We start from the raw sequence: 21,772 nt of genomic DNA on the forward strand, positions 1-21,772 counted from the left end.
ACGGCCGTACGCTGATCAGTCTCCCGCGTCCGTATCTCGGTGCCGCGTCGCCCGAGTTGCCGGATTGTTAACGCGGTTCGCGGACCTTTGGGCGGCTATGCGAGGGCCCGGCGCAGGAAGTCCACCTGGAGCAGCAGCAGGTTCTCCGCGACCTGTTCCTGCGGGGTCATGTGGGTCACCCCGGACAGGGGCAGGACCTCGTGCGGGCGGCCCGCGGCCAGCAGCGCCGAGGACAGGCGCAGCGAGTGGGCGACCACGACGTTGTCGTCGGCGAGGCCGTGGATCACCATCAGCGGGCGGTGCGGCTCGGCGGGGGAGACCAGGCCGGCGTCGTCCACCAGGGAGTTGTGGGCGTACGTCGCCGGGTCCGCGTGCGGGTCGCCGAGGTAGCGCTCGGTGTAGTGGGTGTCGTACAGCCGCCAGTCGGTGACCGGGGCGCCCGCGATGCCGGCGTGGAAGACGTCCGGGCGGCGCAGCACGGCGAGGGCGGCGAGGTAACCGCCGTAGGACCAGCCGCGGACGGCGACCCGGGAGAGGTCCAGCGGGTAGCGCCGCGCGAGGTCCTGGAGCGCCTCGATCTGGTCGTCCAGGGTGAGGGTGAAGTCGCGGTGGACGGCCTTCTCCCAGGCCGGTGAGCGGCCCGGCGTGCCGCGCCCGTCGGCGACGACGACCGCGAAGCCCTGGTCGGCGAACCACTGCGAGGTCAGATGGGCGTTGTGCGCGGCCGCGACCCGCTGACCGTGCGGGCCACCATAGGGGTCGAGGAGCACCGGCAGGGGGGTGTCACCGGGGTAGTCCGTTGGCATAAGCACGGCGCACGGGATCCGTCGTGCGCCCCCCTCGGTGAGCGTCACGCGCGGGGACAAACCGGGATCTTCCGCATACGACGCGATCGTCGCCGTCTCCTTGCCGTCCCGCAGCACCCGCACCCGCGCACCCGGCCGCTCCAGCGTCGCCGACACCAGCACGGTCACGCCCCCGGCCCGCACCGCCGAGTGCACGCCGGGCTCCTGGGAGACGCGCTCCACACCGAGCTCGTTCACCCGGTACACGTGCACCTCGCCCGTCTCCGGCGCCTGGGCCTCCTCGCCCGCCGACGCCGCGACCAGCACGTCCTCGGCCGTCACGTCCAGCACCGCCCGCACATGCAACTGCGGCCCGGTCAGCGGCCGTTCACCGACCGCGAGGACCCGCGCCCCGCCCTCGTCCGCGATGCGGACCAGCTGTCCGGAGGGCGACCAGCACGGCACCCCGGCGAAAAGTTCCAGCCAAATCGGGTCCTCGTCCGCGTGCACCATCCGGGTGGCGCCGGTGTCCGGGTCGACCGCCAGGTACAGCTGGCTGCGCTGATCGCGCGCCTGCACCAGCAGCAGCGGCGCACCCGCCGCTGACCAGTGCACTCGCGCCAGATACGGGTAGCGCGCACGATCCCAGGAGACCTCCGTGCGCACCCCGTCGAGACCGATCACGAACAGCCGCACCTCGGCGTTCGCGGTCCCCGCCGCCGGATAGCCGACATGATGTGGCTCACGTTCCGGATGCGCGGGGTCGGCGATCCACCAGCGGCCCACCGGCGTGTCGTCCACGCGCGCCACCAGCAGCCGGTCCGACAGCGGCGACCACCAGAAACCGCGGCTGCGCGCCATCTCCTCGGCGGCCACGAACTCCGCCAGCCCCCACGTCACCCCCTCGGACTCCGGCTCCGCCAGCGCCCGGTCCCCCTCGCCCTCCGCGCCGACCACCCGCAGGGCGCCCTGCGCGACGTAGGCGACGTGCCGGCCGTCGGGGGAGGGCCGCGGGTCGATCACCGGCCCCGGAACGCGCAGTTCACGCGCCGTGCCGGCCCGCAGCTCGGCGGTGAAGAGCCGCCCCGACAAGGTGAAGGAGGCCAGTTCCACGGTCCCGTCGGTGGCGTAGCCGACGACGCCGGCACCGCCCTCCCGGCTGCGTTCGCGGCGCGCCCGCTCCTCGGGCGACAGATTCTCCGAGGCCCCGCCGAGCAGGGCGTACGGGTCGGCCGCCACGCGCTCGGTGCCGTCGGCCGGATCGAGGACCCGCAGCGCGCCCGCGCGGTCCGTGCCCGAGGCCGACCGCAGGAACACGACACGGGAACCGTCCGGCGCGACCGTGAACGCACGCGGCGCGCCGAGAGTGAATCGCTGGGTGCGGGCATGCCGCCGGGGGAAGGAGTCAGGCTCGCTCGTCATGCCCCGACCATATTGGCCATGAGCCCCCTTGTGCGCCCGTGCGCCGAGCGATGCGCGAGTACGTAAAGCTATGATCACTAACGCTGCGTGGGTATGAACCTGTCGGCGATTGCATGGATTTACAAGGTGCCCTGCTCTGTTTGGAGGTGAACCGCCGTGGCACTCTCGATTTCGGCGGTGGTGCTGCTGGCGATCATCGTCTTCCTGCTGGTCAAGAAGTCGGGACTCAAAGCGGGGCACGCGATCGTCTGCATGCTCCTCGGCTTCTATCTCGCGTCGTCCACGGTCGCGCCGACCATCAGCGACCTGACCTCGAACATCGCGGGAATGATCGGCAGCATCAAGTTCTGAGCACCGCGGTCCCGGACCCCCGGCCGCGTCCCCTTTAGGGTGGGCTCATGACCGCACTGCCCACCCGACGTCTGCTCCTGGTGCACGCGCACCCGGACGACGAGTCGATCAACAACGGCGCCACCATGGCCAAGTACGCCGCCGAGGGTGCCCGGGTCACGCTCGTGACCTGCACCCTCGGGGAGCGCGGCGAGGTCATCCCGCCCGCGCTGCGGCACCTGGCCGGCGCCGCGCTCGGGCAGCACCGGCTGGGCGAGCTGGCCGCCGCGATGCGCGCCCTCGGCGTCGACGACCACCGCCTGCTCGGCGGCGCCGGACGCTACGCCGACTCCGGGATGATGGGCCTGTCCGACAACGACGACCCCGGCTGCTTCTGGCAGGCCGACGTCGACGAGGCCGCCGGACACCTCGTCCAGGTCATCCTGGAGGTACGCCCCCAGGTCCTCGTCACCTACGACGACCACGGCGGCTACGGCCACCCCGACCACATCCAGGCGCACCGCGTCGCCATGCGCGCCGCCGAACTCGCCGCCGACGCCGGCTGGCGCATCCCCAGGATCTACTGGAACCGGGTGCCGCGCACGGTCGCCGACGAGGCCTTCGCCCGCCTCCAGCAGGAGCTGCCCGACCTGCCCTTCACCAAGACGGCCACGGTCGACGACGTACCCGGTGTCGTCGCCGACGAGCGGGTGACCGCCGCCGTCGACGGCAGCGCGTACGGTGCCGCCAAGGCCGCCGCGATGGCCGCGCACGCCACCCAGATCGAGGTCGCCCCCGGCCGGCCGTACTTCGTGCTCTCCAACGAGCTGGCGCAGCCGCTGTTCACCACCGAGTACTACGAGTTGGTGCAGGGGGAGCCCGCGGACGCCCGCGAGAGCGACCTGTTCGCCGGTCTCGCCCTCGAGGAGGCGTGATGGAGCAGCGCGGTTCCCTGCTCGCGCAGCCCCTGCGGCCGCCGTCCGCCAAGCGGGTCGCCGGCTACCTGGGCCTGTTCGTGCTCGGCGCGGTCGTCGCCGTCGCCGGGGCGCTGGTGCAGGGCGGCTGGTTCCCGGGCGGACTGCTGCTGGCGCTGGCCGGCGCGGCCGGGCTCTTCCTCGGCGGGGCCCGCGCGGCGCGCAGCCGGGGCGGCGCGGTCGCACCCGTCGCCGGCTGGATGGTCACCGTCATCTTCCTCACGGCCAACCGGCCCGAGGGGGACTTCCTCTTCAGCGCCGGCGGCGGCTCGTATCTCTTCCTGCTCGGCGGCATGGCCGTGGCTGTGATCTGCGCCACCATCGGTGTGGGGCGGCAACCGGGCGCGGACTCCGCCCGACTTGGCAAGTGACGTACCACTTCGCCACGGCGCGCTCGTGGGAGTTGGGTGTGGGTTTCCCCAGCGGTCGTGGGATACGGGTCAGAAGTGGCCAGTATGGTGGTGCGCGCCGCCGAGCCCCCCTCAAGCTCTTCGGAGCCGGGGGGACCCCCAGCGAAGGACGATGACGCGGGCGGCGGAGCCAACCGGGAGAACCTGCCTTGAGTCGTGAAACTGACACTCCGTCCTCCGGGCCCAAGGGGCGCGGCGGAGCCGCCTACCCCTCGGGGACTCCGCCGTACGGAACCCCGACGGCTTCCGGCGACGGTACGGACGCGCGCCGTGCGGGCACGCAGCCGGAGGAGAAGAAGACCGAGACGACGCTGACGACCCGGATCCGGATCAACATCCCCGGATCCCGGCCGATTCCGCCCGTCGTCGTGCGCAAGCCCGTCGGTGACGGCGACGCCGCCGAGACCGAGGGCGCCGAGCCGGTCTCCGGCGGTGCCGCCGCGTCCGCCCCCGCCGCCGAGGCGCCCGCCGAGAGCGCGCCGCAGACGGAGGAGAGGCCGACCAGCGACTGGTTCGCCCCCCGCAAGTCCGCGGCGCCCAAGGGCGGCCAGGCCGCGGCGGCCGGCAACGGGGCGAACGGGAGCGGCGGTTCGGGCGCTTCCGGCGTTCCGGGCACTTCGGGTGGTTCCGCCGCCGGTGCGTCCGGTGTCCCCGGCGCTTCCGGCGCTTCCGGCGCTCCGGGTGCGAACGGCGCGCAGGGCGCCGCCCGCCCCGGCTCCGGACGGCCCGGCGGCGTGGTCGGCTCGATGAGCGTGCCGGGCGGCTCCCGGCCCGGCGGCGCGAACGGCTCCGGCCGCCCCGGCGCGAACGGCTCCAGCCGCCCCGGCGGCACCAACGGCTCCGGTCTGCCCGGCGCCACCGGCGGCCCGGTCGCGCCCGGCCACGGCGGCGGCACCGGCTCCTTCGACGTCACCGAGGCGCTCGCCGCGGGCCCGCTCGGCGGCTCGGCGCGGTCCTCCGACGCCGACGCGCCCACCCGCGACGACCTGCCGTACTTCTCCGAGCCCGGCGACGACCGCCACGACTTCGACACCCCGGGCGGCCCCGCCGGCCCCGGAGCACCCGGCGGCCCCGGCGGTCCGGGTCGTCCCGGCGGCCCGGGCGGCAGCACCGGCTTCGACGGCCCGAACGGCCCCGGCGCGCCCGGCGGCCGCGGCCCGCAGGGTCCCTCCGGCCCGACCGGCGGCCCGGTCACCGGCGACGGCCCCGTGCTGCCGCCGGTCCCCGGCGCGGCCGGCCCCGGCCCCGGCGGCACCCCGCCCGGCGTGCCCGGCACCTGGGCGCCCGGCACCACCCCCGGCGCGGGCCTGAGCGACGACACCGCGATCCTCACCCCGCAGAAGCCCGCCCCCGAACCGCCCGGCGGCGGCTACGGCGGGCACGGCCACGACAACGTCTCCGGGCACACCGTCACCAGCGGCATCCCCGTGGTGCCGCCCGGCGACCGCGGCACCGGCCCGTTCGGCGCGGGCCCCGACGGCCCGGCCGCGCACACCCCGCCCAAGCTGCCCGAGCCGGTCGCGCAGAACGTGCCCGCGTCCCGCCCGCCGAAGAAGAAGGGCCGCCGCAAGCTCCCGCTGCTCCTCGGCGGCGTGGTCGTCCTGGCCGCCGGTGTCTACGGCGCCGGGCTGCTCATGAACCACTCCGACGTGCCCAAGGGCACCACCGTGCTCGGCGTCGACATCGGCGGCGGCACCCGCGACGAGGCCGTCAAGAAGCTCGACGCGGTGCTCGGCGGCCGGGTGAACCAGCCGCTGAAGCTGTCCGTCGACGGCTCCACGGTCGCCCTCAAGCCCGACCAGGCCGGCCTGCACTTCGACGAGGACGCCACGGTCGCCGCCGCCGCGCGCAGCGACTACAACCCGGTCTCCGTCATCGGCTCGCTCTTCGGGCAGCAGCGCCCGGTCGACCCGGTCATGCCCGTCGACGAGGAGAAGCTCCAGGCGGCGCTGCAGAACGCCGCGGGCGGCTCCGGCGCGATGACCGACGGCACCATCCGCTTCGAGTCCGGCAAGGCCGTCGCCGTCTACGGCAAGCCCGGCAAGGGCATCGACGTCGACCGCTCCAAGCAGGCCGTGGAGCAGGCGTACCGCACCCAGGTGGAGACCGGCGCGGCCACGCCCGTGCGGGTGCCCACCACCAACCGGCAGCCCACGGTGTCCAACGCCGAGGTCGACCGGATGATGAAGGAGTTCGCCGAGCCGGCGATGTCCGCCAAGGTCACCGTCATGACCGACGCGGCGCACAAGGTCGCCTTCAGCCCGCAGAAGTCCCTGTGGAAGTTCCTGCGGGTCAAGGCCGTGGGCGGCAAGCTCGTCGACTCCTACGACGAGGCCGCGCTGAAGGAGCTGTACGGCAAGACCTTCGACGGCGTGCTGATCGCCCGGGCCAACGGCCAGAAGACCCCGGTCACCGTCCAGGACGTCTACGGCGCCCTGCGGCTGGCGCTGAAGAGCACCTCGAACCGGGTCGCGGTCATCGAGACCGACCCGAGCTGACGGCCAACGACGGGGGGCGCACGGCACACCGCCGGGCGCCCCCTTCGTCGTGGACCGGCGGGCACGCGGTCGTGGACCCCGCGCCACGCGGTCTTGGGTGCCGGGCTCCGCGGTCGTACGTGCCGGGCCACCGCGCGCCCGTCATCCGCCGCGCATGACATCTGTCATCCGGCACCGTGGACGGCCGACACTGCCGGACGCACCGCCCGGGCGGCGACGATGAGTCCATGACCACGACAGCGACGGCCACCGGGACACCGGTGGTGGGTTTCGACCAGGTGAGCAAGGCCTACGGGGACGTGCGGGCGGTGGACGGGCTGTCGCTCGCGCTGCACCCGGGCGAGACCGTGGCCCTGCTCGGCCCCAACGGCGCCGGCAAGTCGACCACGCTCGACCTGCTGCTCGGCCTCAAGCACCCCGACTCCGGCACGGTCCGCGTCTTCGGCACCGGCCCGCGCGAGGCCATCGTCGCCGGGAAGGTCGGCGCGATGCTGCAGAGCGGCGGCCTGATGGACGAGGTCACCGTCGCCGAACTGGTGCGGCTCGCCTGCTCCCTGCACCCGCGGCCCTACCGGGTCACCGACGTGCTCACCCGCGCGGGCGTCGCGAACATCGCCGACCGCAAGGTCAACAAGCTCTCCGGCGGCCAGGCCCAGCGCGTGCGCTTCGCCCTCGCCACCGCCGGCGACAGCGATCTGATCGTCCTGGACGAGCCGACCACCGGCATGGACGTCACCACCCGGCAGGCGTTCTGGGCCACCATGCGCGACCAGGCCGACCAGGGCCGCACCGTCCTGTTCGCCACCCACTACCTGGAGGAGGCCGACGCCATCGCCGACCGGGTGCTCGTCCTGCACCGCGGCCGGCTGCTGGCCGACGGCACCGCCGCCGAGATCAAGGCCAAGGCGGGCGCGCGCCGCATCTCCTTCGACCTGGACGGCGCGATCGACGAGGCCGCCCTGCGCGCGCTGCCCTTCCTGACGGCGGTCGACGTCTCCGGCTCCACCGTGCGCATCCAGTCCACCGACGCCGACGCCACCGTGCACGCCCTGTACGGGCTCGGCCTCTACCCCCGCAACCTCGAAGTCGCCGGGCTCGGCCTCGAGCAGGCCTTCGTCGCCATCACCGCCGCCGAGGAGGCGAAGACCCAGTGAACACGCTCGCTTCACGAGGCCTGATCCAGCTGGAGCTGACCCGCGCCCTGCGCAACCGCAAGTTCCTGTTCTTCTCGGTGCTCTATCCCTCGCTGCTCTTCCTGATCATCGCGGGCAACGCCGACGCCACCACCAAGATCGACGGCAGCGGGCTGACCGTCCCGACGTACATGATGGTCTCCATGGCGTCCTTCGGCGCCCTGACGGCCGTGCTCATGGGCAACAGCGAGCGCATCGCCAAGGAGCGCGAGAGCGGCTGGGTACGGCAGCTGCGGCTGACCGCGCTGCCCGGACACGGCTACGTCCTCGCCAAGACGGCGAGCGCGGCCGTGGTGAGCCTGCCGTCGATCGTCATCGTGTTCGTGGTCGCGGCGGTCGTGAAGGACGTACGCCTGGACGCCTGGCAGTGGCTCGCGCTGACCGGCGCCATCTGGGCCGGCAGCCTGTGCTTCGCCGCGCTCGGGGTCGCCATCGGCTACCTGGCCAGCGGTGACGCGGTCCGCCCCATCACGATGATCACCTACTTCGGCCTGTCCATGCTGGGCGGCCTGTGGATGCCGTCCACGACGTTCCCGCAGTGGTTGCAGAACATCGCCGAATGGCTGCCCACGCACGCGTACGCTGCCCTGGGGCGCTCCATCGAACAAAGTCACGCCCCGCAGGCCCAGGACATCGCCGTCCTCGCCGTCTACTTCGTCCTCTTCGCGGGCGGAGCGGCGTGGCTGTACCGGAAGGACACGCTGAAGGCGTGAGTGCCATGACGGAAGACCGTGTCGTCGTCGAGGCCGATCAGGAGACCGCGGTACGCGTGGGGTGGCCGCCCCGCAACCGGCGCGAGGTGCTGGTCAAGGTGCTGTGGATCGGCGTCTGGCTGGTGTTCATGGCCTCGCCGGTCGACGACCTGCTCAACGGCCACCACACCGCCGCCGCCACCGCCGCCGGCTCGGTGGGGCTGGCCGCCTTCATCGCGGTGTACCTGACACTGGTCTTCCGCAACATGGGCCGGCCGTTCTCCGCGCCCCTGGTGGTCAGCCTGATCGGTGTCCTCGCCGCCCTCGCCCCGCTGCTGGCCTACACGCTCGGCAGCGCCTGGCTGGGCCTGTTCGTCTACCTGTCGGTCGCGTGCGGGGCGACCCTGCCGCTGCGGGTGGCGTACTGGGCGATCCCCGCCGCGTCGGCGGTCATGTACCTGGTCGGCCTGCACTCCGACGAGAAGGAGGCGCGCGGGCTGCTGGTGCTGACCCTGCTCATCGGGTTCGCGATGTCCGGCGTCGGCCAACTCGTGCGCACCACGATCGAGTTGCGCAAGGCCCGGGCCACCGTCGCCCAGCTCGCCGCCAACGAGGAGCGGCTGCGGCTTGCCCGCGACCTGCACGACCTGCTCGGCCACTCGCTGTCCCTGATCACGCTCAAGAGCGAGCTGGCCGGCCGGATGCTGCCCGACCACCCCGACAAGGCCGCCCAGCAGGTCGCCGACATCGAACAGGTCAGCCGCCAGGCCCTGGTGGACGTGCGCGAGGCCGTCACCGGCTACCGCCGCCCCCGGCTGGCCGCCGAGATCGCCGGCGCCCAGGTCGCGCTGACCGCGGCCGGTGTCACCGCCGAACTGCCCGCCGAGCCCGACCTCACCGGCGTGCCCGAGGAGAGCGAGGCCGCCCTCGCCTGGGCGCTGCGCGAGGCGATCACCAACGTCGTACGGCACAGCGGCGCCCGGCGCTGCCTGGTCGAGCTGGCCCGGCACCAGACCCTCGACGGCCCCGTCCTCCAGCTCACCGTCGAGGACAACGGGACCGGCGGCTCCGGCGCGGCTGCGGGCAACGGCATCACCGGTCTGACGGAGCGTCTTCACAAGGCGGGCGGCACCCTGGAAGCGGGCAGGGTGCGGCAGGGCTTCCGGCTCGTCGCCCGCGTACCGGCCGGTACCCACCCGGCCGTAGGATCCGGGGCATGAGCCCCATGATCAAGGTGCTGCTGGCGGAGGACCAGTCGATGGTCCGCGAGGCGCTGGCCGCGCTGCTCGGCCTGGAGGAGGACATCGAGGTCGTCGCCCAGGTCGCCCGCGGCGACGAGGTCGTCCCGGCCGCCCGCGCGCACGACCTGGACGTGGCCCTGCTCGACATCGAGATGCCCGGCATGACCGGCATCGAGGCGGCGGCCGCGCTGCACCGAGAGTTCCCGGCGCTCAAGCTGGTCGTCCTGACGACCTTCGGCCGCCCCGGCTACCTGCGCAGCGCGATGGAGGCCGGGGCCGACGCGTTCCTGGTCAAGGACGCGCCGGCCGCGCAACTCGCCGAGGCGGTGCGCAAGGTGCTGGCCGGCGAGCGGGTCATCGACCCGACGCTGGCCGCGGCCGCGCTCGCCGAGGGCGCCAACCCGCTGACCGACCGCGAGCGCGAGGTGCTGCGCGCCGCGGCCGACGGCTCCACCAACGCCGAACTCGCCGCCGCGCTGCACCTGTCGCAGGGCACGGTCCGCAACTACCTGTCGACGGCCATTCAGAAACTGGCGGTGCGCAACCGGGCGGAGGCGGTGCGGATCGCCCGGGAGAAGGGCTGGCTGTAGCGGGGCGGCGGACACGGCGGGCGAGGGGTGACGGCCGGGCCGTGGCGGGTGGCCGGCCGTGGGGTGAGGGCCGGGCCGCGCGGCGCGCCGACGGTCGTGAGGTGAAGGCCGGGTGAAGGCCGAGCGGAGCGCTGCCGGGGGTGAGGTGCCCCCGGCTTCGGGGACGTGTGACGGGGCGTCCCGCGGGAAGACGATCACGCGTGGATAATGGCCGAATCCGGACCATTGCCTGAATCGTCCCCCGAGTGGTGTTTGCGGTGATCTGATGCGTAACGGCTCTGCCCCGCCGCCCGACCGGAACCGTCCCGTCCCCGGCCGGGGCGGCCACCCGGCCACGGACCGCATGCTGCGGATCCTGCTCCGGCGGCGCAAGCAGGCCCTCAGCCCGGCCGACGTGACCGTCACCGACCGCCCCGCCGTCCGCCGTGCCGTCTCGGCGGCCGCGATGGGCAACATGATGGAGTGGTTCGACTTCGGCGTGTACGCCTACGTCGCCCCGGTCCTCGGCAAGGTCTTCTTCCCCTCCAGCTCACCCGGCGTCCAGGTGGTGTCGACGTTCGCCACCTTCGCGGCCGCGTTCGTCGTCCGCCCGCTCGGCGGCATCGTCTTCGGCCCGCTGGGCGACCGCATCGGCCGCCAGCGCGTGCTCGCCGCCACGATGGTGATGATGGCGATCAGCACGTTCGCGGTCGGCTTCCTGCCGTCCTACGCGGCCGTCGGCTTCGTGGCCCCGCTGCTCCTGCTGATCTGCCGCCTGGTCCAGGGCTTCTCCACGGGCGGCGAGTACGCGGGCGCGACCACCTACATCGCCGAGTACGCCCCCGACAAGCGGCGCGGCTTCCTCGGCAGCTGGCTCGACTTCGGCACCTTCGTCGGATACGCCCTCGGCTCCGCCCTGGTCACCGGCCTCACCGCGGCCCTCGGCACGGGCGGCATGGAGGACTACGGCTGGCGCATCCCGTTCCTGGTCGCCGGGCCGATCGGCGTGATCGGCCTGTACGTACGGCTGAAGCTGGAGGAGACGCCCGCGTTCCAGCGCGAGGCGGAGATGGCGCGCGAGCAGGCCGCGGCACGGCAGGCCGCCGGCGAGGAGGACCCGGTGGAGGAGGCCCGCCAGTCCGGCCGCGGCCGCCTGAGGGACATCTTCGTCCACCACTGGCAGGCGGTCCTGATCTGCATGGGCCTGGTCCTGCTGTACAACGTCACCAACTACATGGTGACGTCCTACCTGCCCACCTACATGACGTCGACTCTCGGCCAGGACGAGAACACCGCGCAGCTGCTGGTGCTGTGCACGATGGTGGTCGTGGCGCTGACCATCACCACGGTCGGCCGCTCGACGGACCGCTGGGGCCGCCGCCCGGTCTTCATGGCGGGCAGCGTGGCCCTGATCGCCCTGTCGATCCCGGCGTTCCTGCTGATCCGCCAGGGCGGCATCCTGTCTCCCGCGATCGGCTGCCTGATCCTCGGCCTGCTCCTGGTCTGCTTCGCGGGCACCTCGGCCGCCACCCTCCCGGCCCTCTTCCCCACCCGCATCCGCTACGGCGCCCTGTCGATCGCCTTCAACGTCTCGGTCTCCCTCTTCGGCGGCACGACCCCCCTGTTCACCTCGGCCCTGGTGACGGGCCTGGACGACGAGATGATCCCGGCGTACTACCTGATGGGCGCGGGCGTCATCGGCCTGCTGTCGTCCCTGGTCCTGTACGAGACGGCCGGCCGCCCCCTGCGCGGCTCGGGCCCCATGGTCGAAACCCCGGAACAGGCCCGCCGCCTGGTCGCCGAAAGCCGCACGGAAGCGGGCCGCCGCGCCCGCGACATCTGGGTACGCATCAGGAGGCGCCCCCACTAGCCTCCGGCGACTGAAACGGCAGCCCGGCCGAGGTACGCACCGATCCGGAAACGTGCGAGCTGACGGGGTTTCAGTTCAGCAGTGCCCGGGCTGCCCTGGCCTCGCCGCGGACCTGTTCCGCCGCGGTCTCGTCCACCGGTGCCAGTACCTCCGCGTACGCGTCCAGTTCCGCCGCGCCCTCCTTGAACTTGCCGCGGCGGACCAGGATCTGGGCGCGTTCGTGGCGGAGGCGGGCCGGGTGGGAGGGGAGGAGGAGGGACAGGTCCACCGCCCACAGCGCGACGTCCGTGCGTTCCGGGCGGGCCGCCGCCCAGGCGCGGATGTTGTTCAGGATGCGCAGGACCACGTTCAGGGAGTCGGCCGGGGTCAGGTAGGACGGGTCCAGCGGGGCGCCCGTCGCGGTGACCACCAGGAGTTCCGCGTCGGGGCCCGCAAGGACCCGGCCGTGGGCGAAGGGGTCGGCGAGGACCTGGTCCGACTCGGGGCCGAAGCCGACCACGAAGTGGCCCGGCAGCGCCACGCCGTACACGGGCGCCCCGGCCCGGCGCGCGACCTCCATCCACACCACCGACAGCAGGATCGGCAGCCCCCGGCGCCGGCGCAGCACCTCGTGCAGCAGCGAGGATTCCAGGAGGCGGTAGTCGGCGGGCGTGCCGTGGAAGTCCAGGCGTTCGCCGAGCACCCGGTGCAGGGCCCGCGCCCACTCGGCGGGGCCCCCGGGGCGGAACGGGAGCTGCCCGGCCAGCCGGTCCAGTTCCACCTGCGCCGCGTCGATCCCGGCGTCGTCCAGCGAGCCGTCCGCCACCGCGCCGATCAGCAGGCACAGCGCCGACAGGTCCGGGCGTTCGGCGCGGGCCTCCTCGGCGAAGCGGCGGTGCAGCTCGGCCATGCGGTCCGGCGGCGGGGGGAACGGGGGACGGAGGGACGGGGGCCGCATCACGCCCTCCCGCTCCCCGGCCCCGGCCCCGCCCCCGGCTCCGGATCCGGCTCGGGCTCGCGGTAGTGGTGGTACGTGTGGTGCGCCGCGAAGCCCATCCCGGCGTACAGCTCCCGCGCCGCCGGGTTGTCCGTCTCCACCTGGAGCCAGGCGGCCGAGGCGCCCTCCTCCAGCGCCCGCCCGGCCAGCGCGGCCATCACGGCCCTCGCCAGGCCCTGGCGGCGCCGCGCCGGGTCGACCTCGACGGCGGCGAAACCGGCCCACCGGCCGTCCACCACGCACCGGCCGATCGCCGCCGGAGGCTCCCCCTCCGCGCCGGGCACCGTCGCGAACCACACCGACGGACCGCCGTGCAGCACCGTCAGCGCCGCCTCGCTCACCCCCTTGCGCCGGTAGCGGCCCAGCCACGCCTCGTCGGCCCGGCGGGACAGCTCCACCCCGCCCGGCTCGACGAGGTCGGCGACCGGCGCGAGCCCCCCGATCCACAGCTCGGCGCTCACCTCCCGCACCCAGCCGCGCCGCTCCAGCTCCGCGCACAGCAGCTCCTGCGTGCCCTCGGCGCCGGTCGCGGTCTGCACGTACGCGGGCAGGCCCCGCTCGCCGTACCAGTGCCGTACGGCGGCCAGCGCCTCGTCCAGCGGCAGGCCCGGGTCACCGAGCGGCAGGACGGAGTTGGCGCGCCGGGTGAACCCGGCGGCGGCCCGCAGCTCCCACTCACCGAGCCGCTCGCTCTCCAGCGGCCGCCACGCGCGCGTGGTCACGTGCGCCAGCTCCTCGTAGGAGGCGGCCGGACCACGGCGACGCGCCGGAGCGGCCGGCACGACTTTCCCGGCGACCAGCGAGGATTCCGGAATCCGGACAGCCTCCCCGTTCTTCCGTGTGATCAGCAGCACACCGTCGTCCCATGATGTGAGAACACCCACCGTGTCGGTGAATTTCTCCCCGGCCGCACCAGTGTCGTTCAAGCAGCGCACCGAGACCCGTTTGCCCACGTCAGCAGCGGTGATACGGACCTCGAGGCGCCCGACGGCGGAGATTTCCACAGGTCAGTTCACCCCTCCTGTTCGGATCATGCCCAGGAACGGAGATACTAGGGGCGGGCATCGACGACGCCGCGCTCCCGCGCGCCAGGCGGCGGAGCCTGTGGGAGGCCCGCCAGCGCCCTATCGAGGAGGAACGACAGCGTGACCTACGTCATCGCGCAGCCTTGTGTCGACGTCAAGGACAAGGCGTGCATCGAGGAGTGCCCGGTCGACTGCATCTACGAGGGCCAGCGGTCCTTGTACATCCACCCGGACGAATGCGTCGACTGCGGTGCCTGTGAGCCGGTCTGCCCGGTCGAGGCGATCTTCTACGAGGACGACACTCCGGAGGAGTGGAAGGACTACTACAAGGCGAACGTCGAGTTCTTCGACGAGCTCGGCTCCCCGGGCGGTGCGAGCAAGCTGGGGCTGATCGAGCGCGACCACCCCTTCATCGCCGCGCTCCCGCCGCAGAACGGCTGACGCTCCGGCCGTGCACCGGCCGGCACCGGCCTCCGTGGGACGGCCGGCACCGGCCGCCGCGAACGGCCGACGCCGGCTGCGAAGGGCCGACGCCGGCTGCGACGGCCGACGGCCGACGCCCGCCGCGAACGGCTGACGCCGGCCGCCTCTGAAGCGCCGCCTCGGTCCCGTACGGCCCGATCACCGTCGTGATCGCCGTACGGGACCGAGGCGTTTGCCGAACCGAAGAAAGCGAGCTAGACCCGTGTCCGCAGTCTCGGCACTCTCCGGCCGACTCCCCACCTTCCCCTGGGACAAGCTGGAGCCCTACAAGAAGACGGCCGCGGCCCACCCGGACGGCATCGTCGACCTCTCCGTCGGCACGCCGGTCGACCCGGTGCCCGAGCTGATCCAGAAGGCCCTGATCGACGCGGCCGACTCGCCGGGCTATCCGACGGTGTGGGGCACGCCGGCGCTGCGCGACGCGATCACCGGCTGGGTCGAGCGGCGCCTGGGCGCCCGCGGGGTCACCCACCGGCACGTGCTGCCCGTCGTCGGCTCCAAGGAGCTCGTCGCCTGGCTGCCGACCCAGCTGGGCCTCGGCCCCGGCGACCGGGTCGCCTATCCGCGCCTGGCCTACCCGACGTACGAGGTCGGTGCCCGTCTGGCCCGCGCCGCCTACGAGGTCTACGACGACCCGACCGAGCTGGACCCCACCGGGCTGAAGCTGCTCTGGCTGAACTCGCCGTCCAACCCGACCGGCAAGGTGCTGGCCAAGGACGAGCTGACCCGGATCGTGGCCTGGGCCCGCGAGCACGGCGTGCTGGTCTTCTCCGACGAGTGCTACCTGGAGCTGGGCTGGGAGGCCGACCCGGTCTCCGTCCTCCACCCGGACGTCAACGGCGGCTCCTACGACGGCATCGTCGCCGTCCACTCCCTCTCCAAGCGCTCCAACCTGGCCGGCTACCGCGCCGCGTTCCTGGCCGGCGACCCGGCCGTCCTCGGCCCGCTGCTGGAGATCCGCAAGCACGGCGGCATGATGACGTCGGCGCCGACCCAGGCGGCGGTGGTCGCGGCCCTCGGCGACGACGAGCACGTACGCGTGCAGCGCGAGCGCTACGCCGCCCGCCGCCAGGCCCTGCGCGCCGCGCTGGAGGGGCACGGCTTCCGCATCGAGCACAGCGAGGCCAGCCTCTACCTGTGGGCCACCCGCGACGAGTCCTGCTGGGACACGGTCGCCCGCCTCGCCGACCTGGGCATCCTCGTCGCCCCGGGCGACTTCTACGGCACCGCGGGCGAGAAGTTCGTCCGCGTGGCCTTCACGGCGACGGACGAGCGCGTCGCCGCGGCGGTGTCCCGCCTGTCCTGAGCACACGGCGACGGGGCCCGGGAGAGATCCCGGGCCCCGTCGCCGTACGGCCCCGCCGATCCGGCCGAGCCGTATCGGCCGGTCGAGCCGTATCGGCCGGTCAAGCCGTACGAGCCGGCCGAGCGACCGCGGTGGACCGTCAGCCGCCCAGCGGCAGCCCGCCCACCGGCAGGGACGGCGCGCCCTTGGTGAGGGAGTCCGTCGGCAGGCCGCCCTGCGTGGCCGTCTTCGCCGTGTCGCCGAGCAGGCCGCCCGCGGACCCGGCGGCCTCACCGGCGGCCTTCTGCGCCACCGGCGCCACCTTCTTCACCGCGCTGCCACCGGTCTTGCCCGCGGTCGGCACCGCCTGCTGGACCGCCTTGCCACCGGTCTCGCCCGCGGCGGCGGTGGAGTGCTGCAGCGCGCTGTCGGTCTGGCCCGCGACGCTCGTGGCGTCCAGGGCGGTCAGCCCGCCCAGGTTCGGGGTGGCGGGCAGGGAGGGGGCTGCGCTGGCGGAGCCGGCCGCACCGACCCCGGCGGCCGCTCCCGCAGCGACGAGCAGCGCGGCACGGGCGATCCGGCGGGTCAGGGGGAGGGACATGATGCTCCTTAGACGGGGAGAGAACGGTGGAACGCTGAACTGTGCGTCCGGGCCCGGGAGTTGGCCGACCGACTGGCTGTTGATCGTTCGGGCTCGGACGCAGTGACTACCGCTCGAAGCCCGCGAAGGTTGCGGATCGGCAACGTAAAGAGTTGGCAATGCGTCGCATTATCGGCTGCGGATAAAAACGGGCAAAGAGCACCCGGCGGGAAAGGCCGCTGAATCCTTCCGCCTCTGTGTTTCCAAGGGATTTCGGCCCTGCGGGGGTGACGGCACGAAAACCTGCGCACCGCATCCGCGCCACCCCCGCCGGCTAACCCCTGCGGGTGAACGCCCGCACTACTGCGCAGTGACGATCCGGACCGCGGTGTCGGTACCGGTGCCGCCTACGCGCCAGGTGCTGTCGGTGTTCCCGGCGCTCCACTCGCGCCCGGCGTACGACACGTGCCGGATACGCAGCGCGGAGGCGTTGGCCACCGCCCAGTGCGCCAGCTGCCAGCCGCGCTCGCGCACGGCGCGCCGGTCGCCGGCGGCGGGCACCGGCACGGTCACCGTCCGTCCGTCGGCCTCCGCGCTCACGGACGGTGCCGGCGCCGGGCGGCCCTTGCCGCCGACCTCCGCGCCGGTCTCCTGGAACGCGCCGCGCCCGAAGTCCCGCACCAGCGCGGCCCGTACCGCGTCGGGACCGGCCGCGGCGTCCGCGCCCGGGCGGCCCGCGCAGGTCAGCGTGGCCGCGGACTGCCCGGTCAGCGCGGCGGCGAGCAGCTCCGCGTCCTGCTCGTGCTTGGCGTACGCCTCCGGGTAGCCGCTGCGCTGCACGCGCTGCGCGGCGACGGTGAGCGGCAGCTCGGTGTAGTCGCGCACCTTCACCAGGTGCTCGTAGAAGATGCCCGCCGCGTACGACGGGTCCATGACCTGCTGCTCGGTGCCCCAGCCCTGCGAGGGCCGCTGCTGGAACAGGCCGAGCGAGTCGCGGTCGCCGTGGTCGAGGTTGCGCAGCCCGGACTCCTGCAGCGCGGTGGCGAGGGCGATGGTCACGGCCCGTTCGGGCAGGTCCCGGTTGGTGCCGACGGCCGCGATCGTCGCCGCGTTCACCGCCTGCTCCGGGGTGAACTCGTACGTCGCTCCGTCGTCCTGGCCCGAGACCACCTTGCAGCCCGGGACGCCGGTGCCTCCGGTGACGTACTGCACCACGAGGTAGGCGGCGACCGCACACAGCACCACGAGGGCCGCGCCGACACGCAAGAGACGGCTGCGACGCTTGGGGAAGGTGGGGGACGGCTCTGGCACGCCGTACAACCTACTGGAGGCCGCTGTGGGGTTCACCGGGGGTTCGCGCTCCGCGGACCCGCGCGAACGGCGCCGGCGCACCCGCCCGGGATAGGGTCGGAGCCATGGCCGACACCCCGCTTGACCTCACGCTGGACGCCGCGGCACTGACCGCGCAGCTCGTCGACTTCCCCTCCGAGAGCGGTACGGAGAAGCCGCTCGCGGACGCCATCGAGAGCGCGCTGCGCGCCCTGCCGCACCTGACGGTGGACCGCCTCGGCAACAACGTGGTGGCACGCACGAACCTGGGCCGCGCCGAGCGCGTGATCCTCGCCGGCCACATCGACACCGTGCCGATCGCCGACAACGTCCCCTCCCGGCTGGACGAGGACGGCGTGCTGTGGGGCTGCGGCACCTGCGACATGAAGGCGGGCGTCGCCGTGCAGCTGCGCATCGCCGCCACCGTGCCGGCCCCCAACCGCGACCTGACCTTCGTCTTCTACGACAACGAGGAGGTCGCCGCCGAGCTCAACGGGCTCAAGCACATCTCCGAGGCCCACCCCGAGTGGCTGGAGGGCGACTTCGCGGTGCTGCTGGAGCCGTCCGACGGCGAGGTCGAGGGCGGCTGCCAGGGCACGCTGCGGGTGCTGCTGAAGACTAGCGGCGAGCGCGCGCACTCCGCGCGCAGCTGGATGGGGTCCAACGCCATCCACGCCGCGGCCCCGATCCTCGCCCGGCTGGCCGCCTACGAGCCGCGCCGGCCGGTGATCGACGGGCTGGAGTACCACGAGGGTCTGAACGCGGTGGCGATCTCCGGCGGCGTCGCGGGCAATGTGATCCCCGATGCCTGCGTGGTGACGGTCAACTTCCGTTACGCCCCGGACCGCAGCGAGGAGGAGGCGGTCGCCTACGTCCGCGAGGTCTTCGCGGACTGCGGGGTGGAGGAGTTCGTGATCGACGACCACAGCGGCGGCGCGCTGCCCGGCCTGTCCCACCCGGCCGCCCGGGCGTTCATCGACGCCGTCGGCGGCACCCCGAAGCCCAAGTTCGGCTGGACCGACGTCGCCCGCTTCAGCGCGCTGGGCGTCCCGGCGGTCAACTACGGCCCCGGCAACCCGATCCTGGCGCACAAGCGGGACGAGCGGGTGGAGACGGCGAAGATCGTCGCGGGGGAGGAGCGCCTGAGGTCCTGGCTGACGGCGTGACCCGTTCGGCCGCGCGGGCGTGTTTACGACGCAGCGCGGCGGACATATTCAGGTCCCTCAGACGTAACCCGCGTAGATCTACGCTGAGGTGCACGGACCGCACGACGGAGGGAGCGCACATGCCGACCGGGAACCCTGAGGGGAAGAAGATCCCGCCGGACGAGAAGCGGCTCGGACCGGTCCTCCAGCGGCGGGACCAGGTGCAGGCCAGTACGACCGACCAGCGGCTGCTGGACGAGCGCGCCCCCTCCGACTGGGTGCACACCGACCCCTGGCGCGTGCTGCGCATCCAGTCGGAGTTCATCGAGGGCTTCGGCACACTGGCCGAACTCCCGCCCGCGATCAGTGTCTTCGGCTCGGCCCGCACGCCGGCCGGCTCCCCGGAGTACGAGGCGGGCGTCCAGCTCGGACGCGGGCTGGTGGAGGCCGGCTGGGCGGTGATCACGGGCGGCGGCCCAGGGGCGATGGAGGCGGCCAACAAGGGTGCCTGCGAGGCCGGCGGCACCTCGGTGGGCCTCGGCATCGAGCTGCCCTTCGAGCAGGGCCTGAACCCGTACGTCGACATCGGCCTCAACTTCCGCTACTTCTTCGTGCGGAAGATGATGTTCGTCAAGTACGCGCAGGGCTTCGTGGTCCTGCCGGGCGGCCTCGGCACGCTCGACGAACTCTTCGAGGCCCTCACCCTGGTCCAAACCCAGAAGGTCACCCGCTTCCCGATCGTCCTCTTCGGCACGGAGTACTGGGGCGGCCTGGTCGACTGGCTGAAGAACACCCTGGTGGCGCAGGGCAAGGCGTCCCCGGCGGACCTGCTGCTGTTCCACGTCACGGACGACGTGGAGGAGGCGGTGGCCCTGGTGTCGAAGGAGGCCGGTCGGTAGGAGCGGCCGTAGTCGGAGGCCGAGGCCTGTCACCCGCAGAGCGCGCAGCGCGAGCACAGGGCGACATCCACCGCAGCCGCCCGTGACGTGACGTGCTGCTATGCCAGGCCGCGGCGGGCCACCGCCGGCGCGCGGTGGCCCGCGATCGACGCCACCATGTCCAGGATCTGCCGGGTCTCCGCGACCTCGTGGACGCGGTAGACCTGCGCCCCCAGCCACGCCGACACCGCGGTCGTCGCGAGCGTGCCCAGCAGCCGCTCCTTCACGGGCTTGTCCAGCGTCTCGCCCACGAAGTCCTTGTTGGACAGCGACACCAGCACCGGCCAGCCCGTCGCCACCATCTCGTCCAGCCGGCGCGTCGCCTCCAGGCTGTGCCGGGTGTTCTTGCCGAAGTCGTGCCCGGGGTCGATCAGGATCGACTCCCGCGGCACCCCGAGCGCCGCCGCCCGCTCGGCGAGCCCCACGGTCACCTTCAGGATGTCGGCCATGACGTCCTCGTACGCCACCCGGTGCGGCCGGGTGCGCGGCTCGACGCCGCCCGCGTGCGTGCACACCAGCCCCACGCCGTGGCGCGCGGCGACCTCCGCGAGGCCCGGGTCGACCCCGCCCCACGCGTCGTTCAGCAGATCCGCCCCGGCCTCGCACACCGCCTCGCCGACGTCGGCGCGCCAGGTGTCCACGCTGATCACCACGTCCGGGAAGCGCCGCCGCACCTCCGCCACGAAGCCGACCGTGCGCCGCGCCTCCTCCTCGGCGGTGACCTCCTCGCCCGGCCCGGCCTTCACCCCGCCGATGTCGATGATCGCCGCGCCCTCGGCCACCGCCTGCTCCACGCGCGCGAGGGCCGGCTCGTCCCGGAAGGTGGCTCCCTGGTCGTAGAAGGAGTCCGGGGTCCGGTTCACGATCGCCATGATCACCGGTTCGTGCGTGCCGAATTCACGCCTGCCCAGCCTGAGCATCCCCTGTGACCTCTCCTCGTACGTCCTGGGTTCTTCCTGGTCTTGCGCCGCCTGTGACCCTAACTGTCAGCGTCGCATGGCACGATCGGACCCTGACCCCCGCGAGACCGTCGGGGCGTCGGCACGAAGCACTGAAGAGACCGAGCGTGGGGTTGCGGCGATGGTTATGTTCCTGTTCCTGGTCATCGCGCTCGCCGTCGTGGTCGCCGCGGTGACACTCGCCGTGGTGGGCGGCGGCGAGGGCACCGGGCCGCTGCCGGAGGCGGCCCCGGAGCGGCTGCACGACCCGCTGCCGCCGGACCGCCCCGTCACCCGCGCCGACATCGACGGCCTGCGCTTCCCGCTCGCCGCCCGCGGCTACCGCATGGCCGACGTCGACGACGCCCTCAACCGTGTCGCCGCCGAACTCGCCGAACGCGACTCCCGGATCGCCGACCTGGAGTCGGCGCTGGCGGGCGCCCGCGCCGCCGCCCACCAGGTGTCCATGGACAAGTCCGAGCAGCAGGAGGGACAGCAGTGAGCGACGGCTCGGCGCTGACCGGCCCGGACGGCGCCCTGCGCTGCCCGTGGGCCCTGTCCACGCCCGACTACGTGACGTACCACGACGAGGAGTGGGGCCGCCCGGTCCACGGCGACGACGCCCTCTTCGAAAGACTCGCCCTGGAGGCCTTCCAGTCCGGCCTGTCCTGGATCACCATCCTGCGCCGCCGCCCCGGATTCCGGGCCGCCTTCGCCGGCTTCGAGATCGCCAAGGTCGCCGCCTTCGACGAGGGCGACCGCGAACGGCTGCTCGCCGACCCGGGCATCATCCGCAACCGCGCCAAGATCGACGCCACGCTCGCCAACGCGCGCGTGCTCGCCGCGTGGGCGCCCGGCGAGCTGGACGACCTCATCTGGTCCCACGCCCCCGCCCCGGACGCCCGCGCGGCGCCCCGGACGATCGCCGACGTCCCCGCCGTCACGCCCGAGTCGACCGCCCTGTCCAAGGCCCTGAAACAGCGCGGCCTGCGCTTCGTCGGCCCCACCACGGCGTACGCCCTGATGCAGGCCTGCGGCCTGGTCGACGACCACCTGGCGGACTGCGTCGCCCGCAACCGGTCCTGACCC

The 21,772-nt window shown here is 73.5% G+C and carries 21 protein-coding genes; 15 read left to right on the plus strand and 6 right to left on the minus strand.

Annotated elements, in window-relative coordinates; all coding sequences use genetic code 11:
* Nucleotides 1–95: 95 nt before the first annotated feature.
* Nucleotides 96–2,207: a prolyl oligopeptidase family serine peptidase gene (locus ACF1AL_RS24590; protein ID WP_391827394.1), complete on the minus strand. Its 2,112-nt coding sequence runs from the start codon at nucleotides 2,205–2,207 to the stop codon at nucleotides 96–98.
* A gap of 156 nt (nucleotides 2,208–2,363) precedes the next feature.
* Here ACF1AL_RS24590 and ACF1AL_RS24595 point away from each other — a divergent pair, with 156 nt between their 5' ends.
* The 9 genes from ACF1AL_RS24595 (at nucleotide 2,364) to proP (ending at nucleotide 11,984) form a co-directional block, all read left to right on the plus strand.
* Entirely contained in the window at nucleotides 2,364–2,558 is a 195-nt protein-coding gene (locus ACF1AL_RS24595; protein WP_363262710.1) for a hypothetical protein, read from the plus strand.
* Nucleotides 2,559–2,605: 47 nt separating this feature from the next.
* Entirely contained in the window at nucleotides 2,606–3,472 is an 867-nt protein-coding gene (gene mshB / locus ACF1AL_RS24600) for an N-acetyl-1-D-myo-inositol-2-amino-2-deoxy-alpha-D-glucopyranoside deacetylase (protein WP_391819452.1), read from the plus strand.
* On the plus strand, nucleotides 3,472–3,882 hold the full coding sequence (locus tag ACF1AL_RS24605) for a DUF6113 family protein (protein WP_384211522.1): 411 nt from the start codon (nucleotides 3,472–3,474) through the stop codon (nucleotides 3,880–3,882). The genes mshB and ACF1AL_RS24605 overlap by 1 nt, the downstream gene beginning before the upstream one ends.
* A gap of 188 nt (nucleotides 3,883–4,070) precedes the next feature.
* Nucleotides 4,071–6,419 (plus strand): hypothetical protein, encoded by a 2,349-nt coding sequence (locus tag ACF1AL_RS24610; protein ID WP_391827396.1) that lies wholly within the window; start codon nucleotides 4,071–4,073, stop codon nucleotides 6,417–6,419.
* A 227-nt stretch (nucleotides 6,420–6,646) separates the two neighbouring features.
* Nucleotides 6,647–7,573: an ABC transporter ATP-binding protein gene (locus ACF1AL_RS24615; protein WP_391657269.1), complete on the plus strand. Its 927-nt coding sequence runs from the start codon at nucleotides 6,647–6,649 to the stop codon at nucleotides 7,571–7,573.
* Entirely contained in the window at nucleotides 7,570–8,325 is a 756-nt protein-coding gene (locus ACF1AL_RS24620) for an ABC transporter permease (RefSeq protein WP_366838440.1), read from the plus strand. Before ACF1AL_RS24615 ends, ACF1AL_RS24620 begins: the two co-directional genes overlap by 4 nt.
* Nucleotides 8,326–8,330: 5 nt before the next feature.
* On the plus strand, nucleotides 8,331–9,524 hold the full coding sequence (locus ACF1AL_RS24625) for a sensor histidine kinase (RefSeq protein ID WP_391827398.1): 1,194 nt from the start codon (nucleotides 8,331–8,333) through the stop codon (nucleotides 9,522–9,524).
* Nucleotides 9,521–10,135 (plus strand): response regulator transcription factor, encoded by a 615-nt coding sequence (locus ACF1AL_RS24630; protein WP_366838438.1) that lies wholly within the window; start codon nucleotides 9,521–9,523, stop codon nucleotides 10,133–10,135. The genes ACF1AL_RS24625 and ACF1AL_RS24630 overlap by 4 nt, the downstream gene beginning before the upstream one ends.
* Nucleotides 10,136–10,478: 343 nt before the next feature.
* On the plus strand, nucleotides 10,479–11,984 hold the full coding sequence (proP, locus tag ACF1AL_RS24635) for a glycine betaine/L-proline transporter ProP (RefSeq protein WP_391827570.1): 1,506 nt from the start codon (nucleotides 10,479–10,481) through the stop codon (nucleotides 11,982–11,984).
* A gap of 70 nt (nucleotides 11,985–12,054) precedes the next feature.
* Here proP and ACF1AL_RS24640 read toward each other — a convergent pair whose 3' ends face one another.
* On the minus strand, nucleotides 12,055–12,921 hold the full coding sequence (locus tag ACF1AL_RS24640; protein ID WP_391827400.1) for a tetratricopeptide repeat protein: 867 nt from the start codon (nucleotides 12,919–12,921) through the stop codon (nucleotides 12,055–12,057).
* A complete protein-coding gene (locus ACF1AL_RS24645; protein WP_391827402.1) occupies nucleotides 12,921–13,964 on the minus strand; it encodes a GNAT family N-acetyltransferase in 1,044 nt (347 codons plus the stop codon). Before ACF1AL_RS24645 ends, ACF1AL_RS24640 begins: the two co-directional genes overlap by 1 nt.
* Nucleotides 13,965–14,105: 141 nt before the next feature.
* On the opposite strand from ACF1AL_RS24645, the gene fdxA reads away from it, so the two are divergent.
* Nucleotides 14,106–14,426 (plus strand): ferredoxin, encoded by a 321-nt coding sequence (gene fdxA, locus ACF1AL_RS24650; RefSeq protein ID WP_010474859.1) that lies wholly within the window; start codon nucleotides 14,106–14,108, stop codon nucleotides 14,424–14,426.
* A gap of 244 nt (nucleotides 14,427–14,670) precedes the next feature.
* On the plus strand, nucleotides 14,671–15,774 hold the full coding sequence (locus ACF1AL_RS24655; protein WP_386584844.1) for a bifunctional succinyldiaminopimelate transaminase/glutamate-prephenate aminotransferase: 1,104 nt from the start codon (nucleotides 14,671–14,673) through the stop codon (nucleotides 15,772–15,774).
* Nucleotides 15,775–15,913: 139 nt separating this feature from the next.
* Here the strand turns inward: ACF1AL_RS24655 and ACF1AL_RS24660 are convergent, their stop codons facing one another.
* The gene (locus ACF1AL_RS24660) at nucleotides 15,914–16,354 is read right to left on the minus strand and encodes an ATP-binding protein (protein ID WP_366838430.1); all 441 of its coding nucleotides are present in this window, start codon (nucleotides 16,352–16,354) and stop codon (nucleotides 15,914–15,916) included.
* A gap of 339 nt (nucleotides 16,355–16,693) precedes the next feature.
* Nucleotides 16,694–17,644 (minus strand): heavy metal transporter, encoded by a 951-nt coding sequence (locus ACF1AL_RS24665; RefSeq protein WP_391827405.1) that lies wholly within the window; start codon nucleotides 17,642–17,644, stop codon nucleotides 16,694–16,696.
* Nucleotides 17,645–17,748: 104 nt separating this feature from the next.
* Here ACF1AL_RS24665 and dapE point away from each other — a divergent pair, with 104 nt between their 5' ends.
* Nucleotides 17,749–18,828 (plus strand): succinyl-diaminopimelate desuccinylase, encoded by a 1,080-nt coding sequence (dapE, locus tag ACF1AL_RS24670; protein WP_391827407.1) that lies wholly within the window; start codon nucleotides 17,749–17,751, stop codon nucleotides 18,826–18,828.
* A 119-nt stretch (nucleotides 18,829–18,947) separates the two neighbouring features.
* On the plus strand, nucleotides 18,948–19,706 hold the full coding sequence (locus tag ACF1AL_RS24675) for a TIGR00730 family Rossman fold protein (RefSeq protein WP_391657258.1): 759 nt from the start codon (nucleotides 18,948–18,950) through the stop codon (nucleotides 19,704–19,706).
* 98 nt (nucleotides 19,707–19,804) lie between these two features.
* On the opposite strand, the gene folP is transcribed toward ACF1AL_RS24675, so the two are convergent.
* Entirely contained in the window at nucleotides 19,805–20,665 is an 861-nt protein-coding gene (folP, locus tag ACF1AL_RS24680) for a dihydropteroate synthase (protein WP_366838424.1), read from the minus strand.
* A 166-nt stretch (nucleotides 20,666–20,831) separates the two neighbouring features.
* On the opposite strand from folP, the gene ACF1AL_RS24685 reads away from it, so the two are divergent.
* Both ACF1AL_RS24685 and ACF1AL_RS24690 read left to right on the plus strand, forming a co-directional pair.
* A complete protein-coding gene (locus ACF1AL_RS24685; protein WP_366838508.1) occupies nucleotides 20,832–21,185 on the plus strand; it encodes a DivIVA domain-containing protein in 354 nt (117 codons plus the stop codon).
* Complete coding sequence (locus ACF1AL_RS24690; RefSeq protein ID WP_391780118.1) at nucleotides 21,182–21,769, plus strand: DNA-3-methyladenine glycosylase I; 588 nt, start codon at nucleotides 21,182–21,184, stop codon at nucleotides 21,767–21,769. Before ACF1AL_RS24685 ends, ACF1AL_RS24690 begins: the two co-directional genes overlap by 4 nt.
* Nucleotides 21,770–21,772: the final 3 nt, after the last annotated feature.

It is taken from the genome of Streptomyces sp. NPDC014801, assembly GCF_043082085.1.
Classification (GTDB): Bacteria; Actinomycetota; Actinomycetes; order Streptomycetales; family Streptomycetaceae; genus Streptomyces.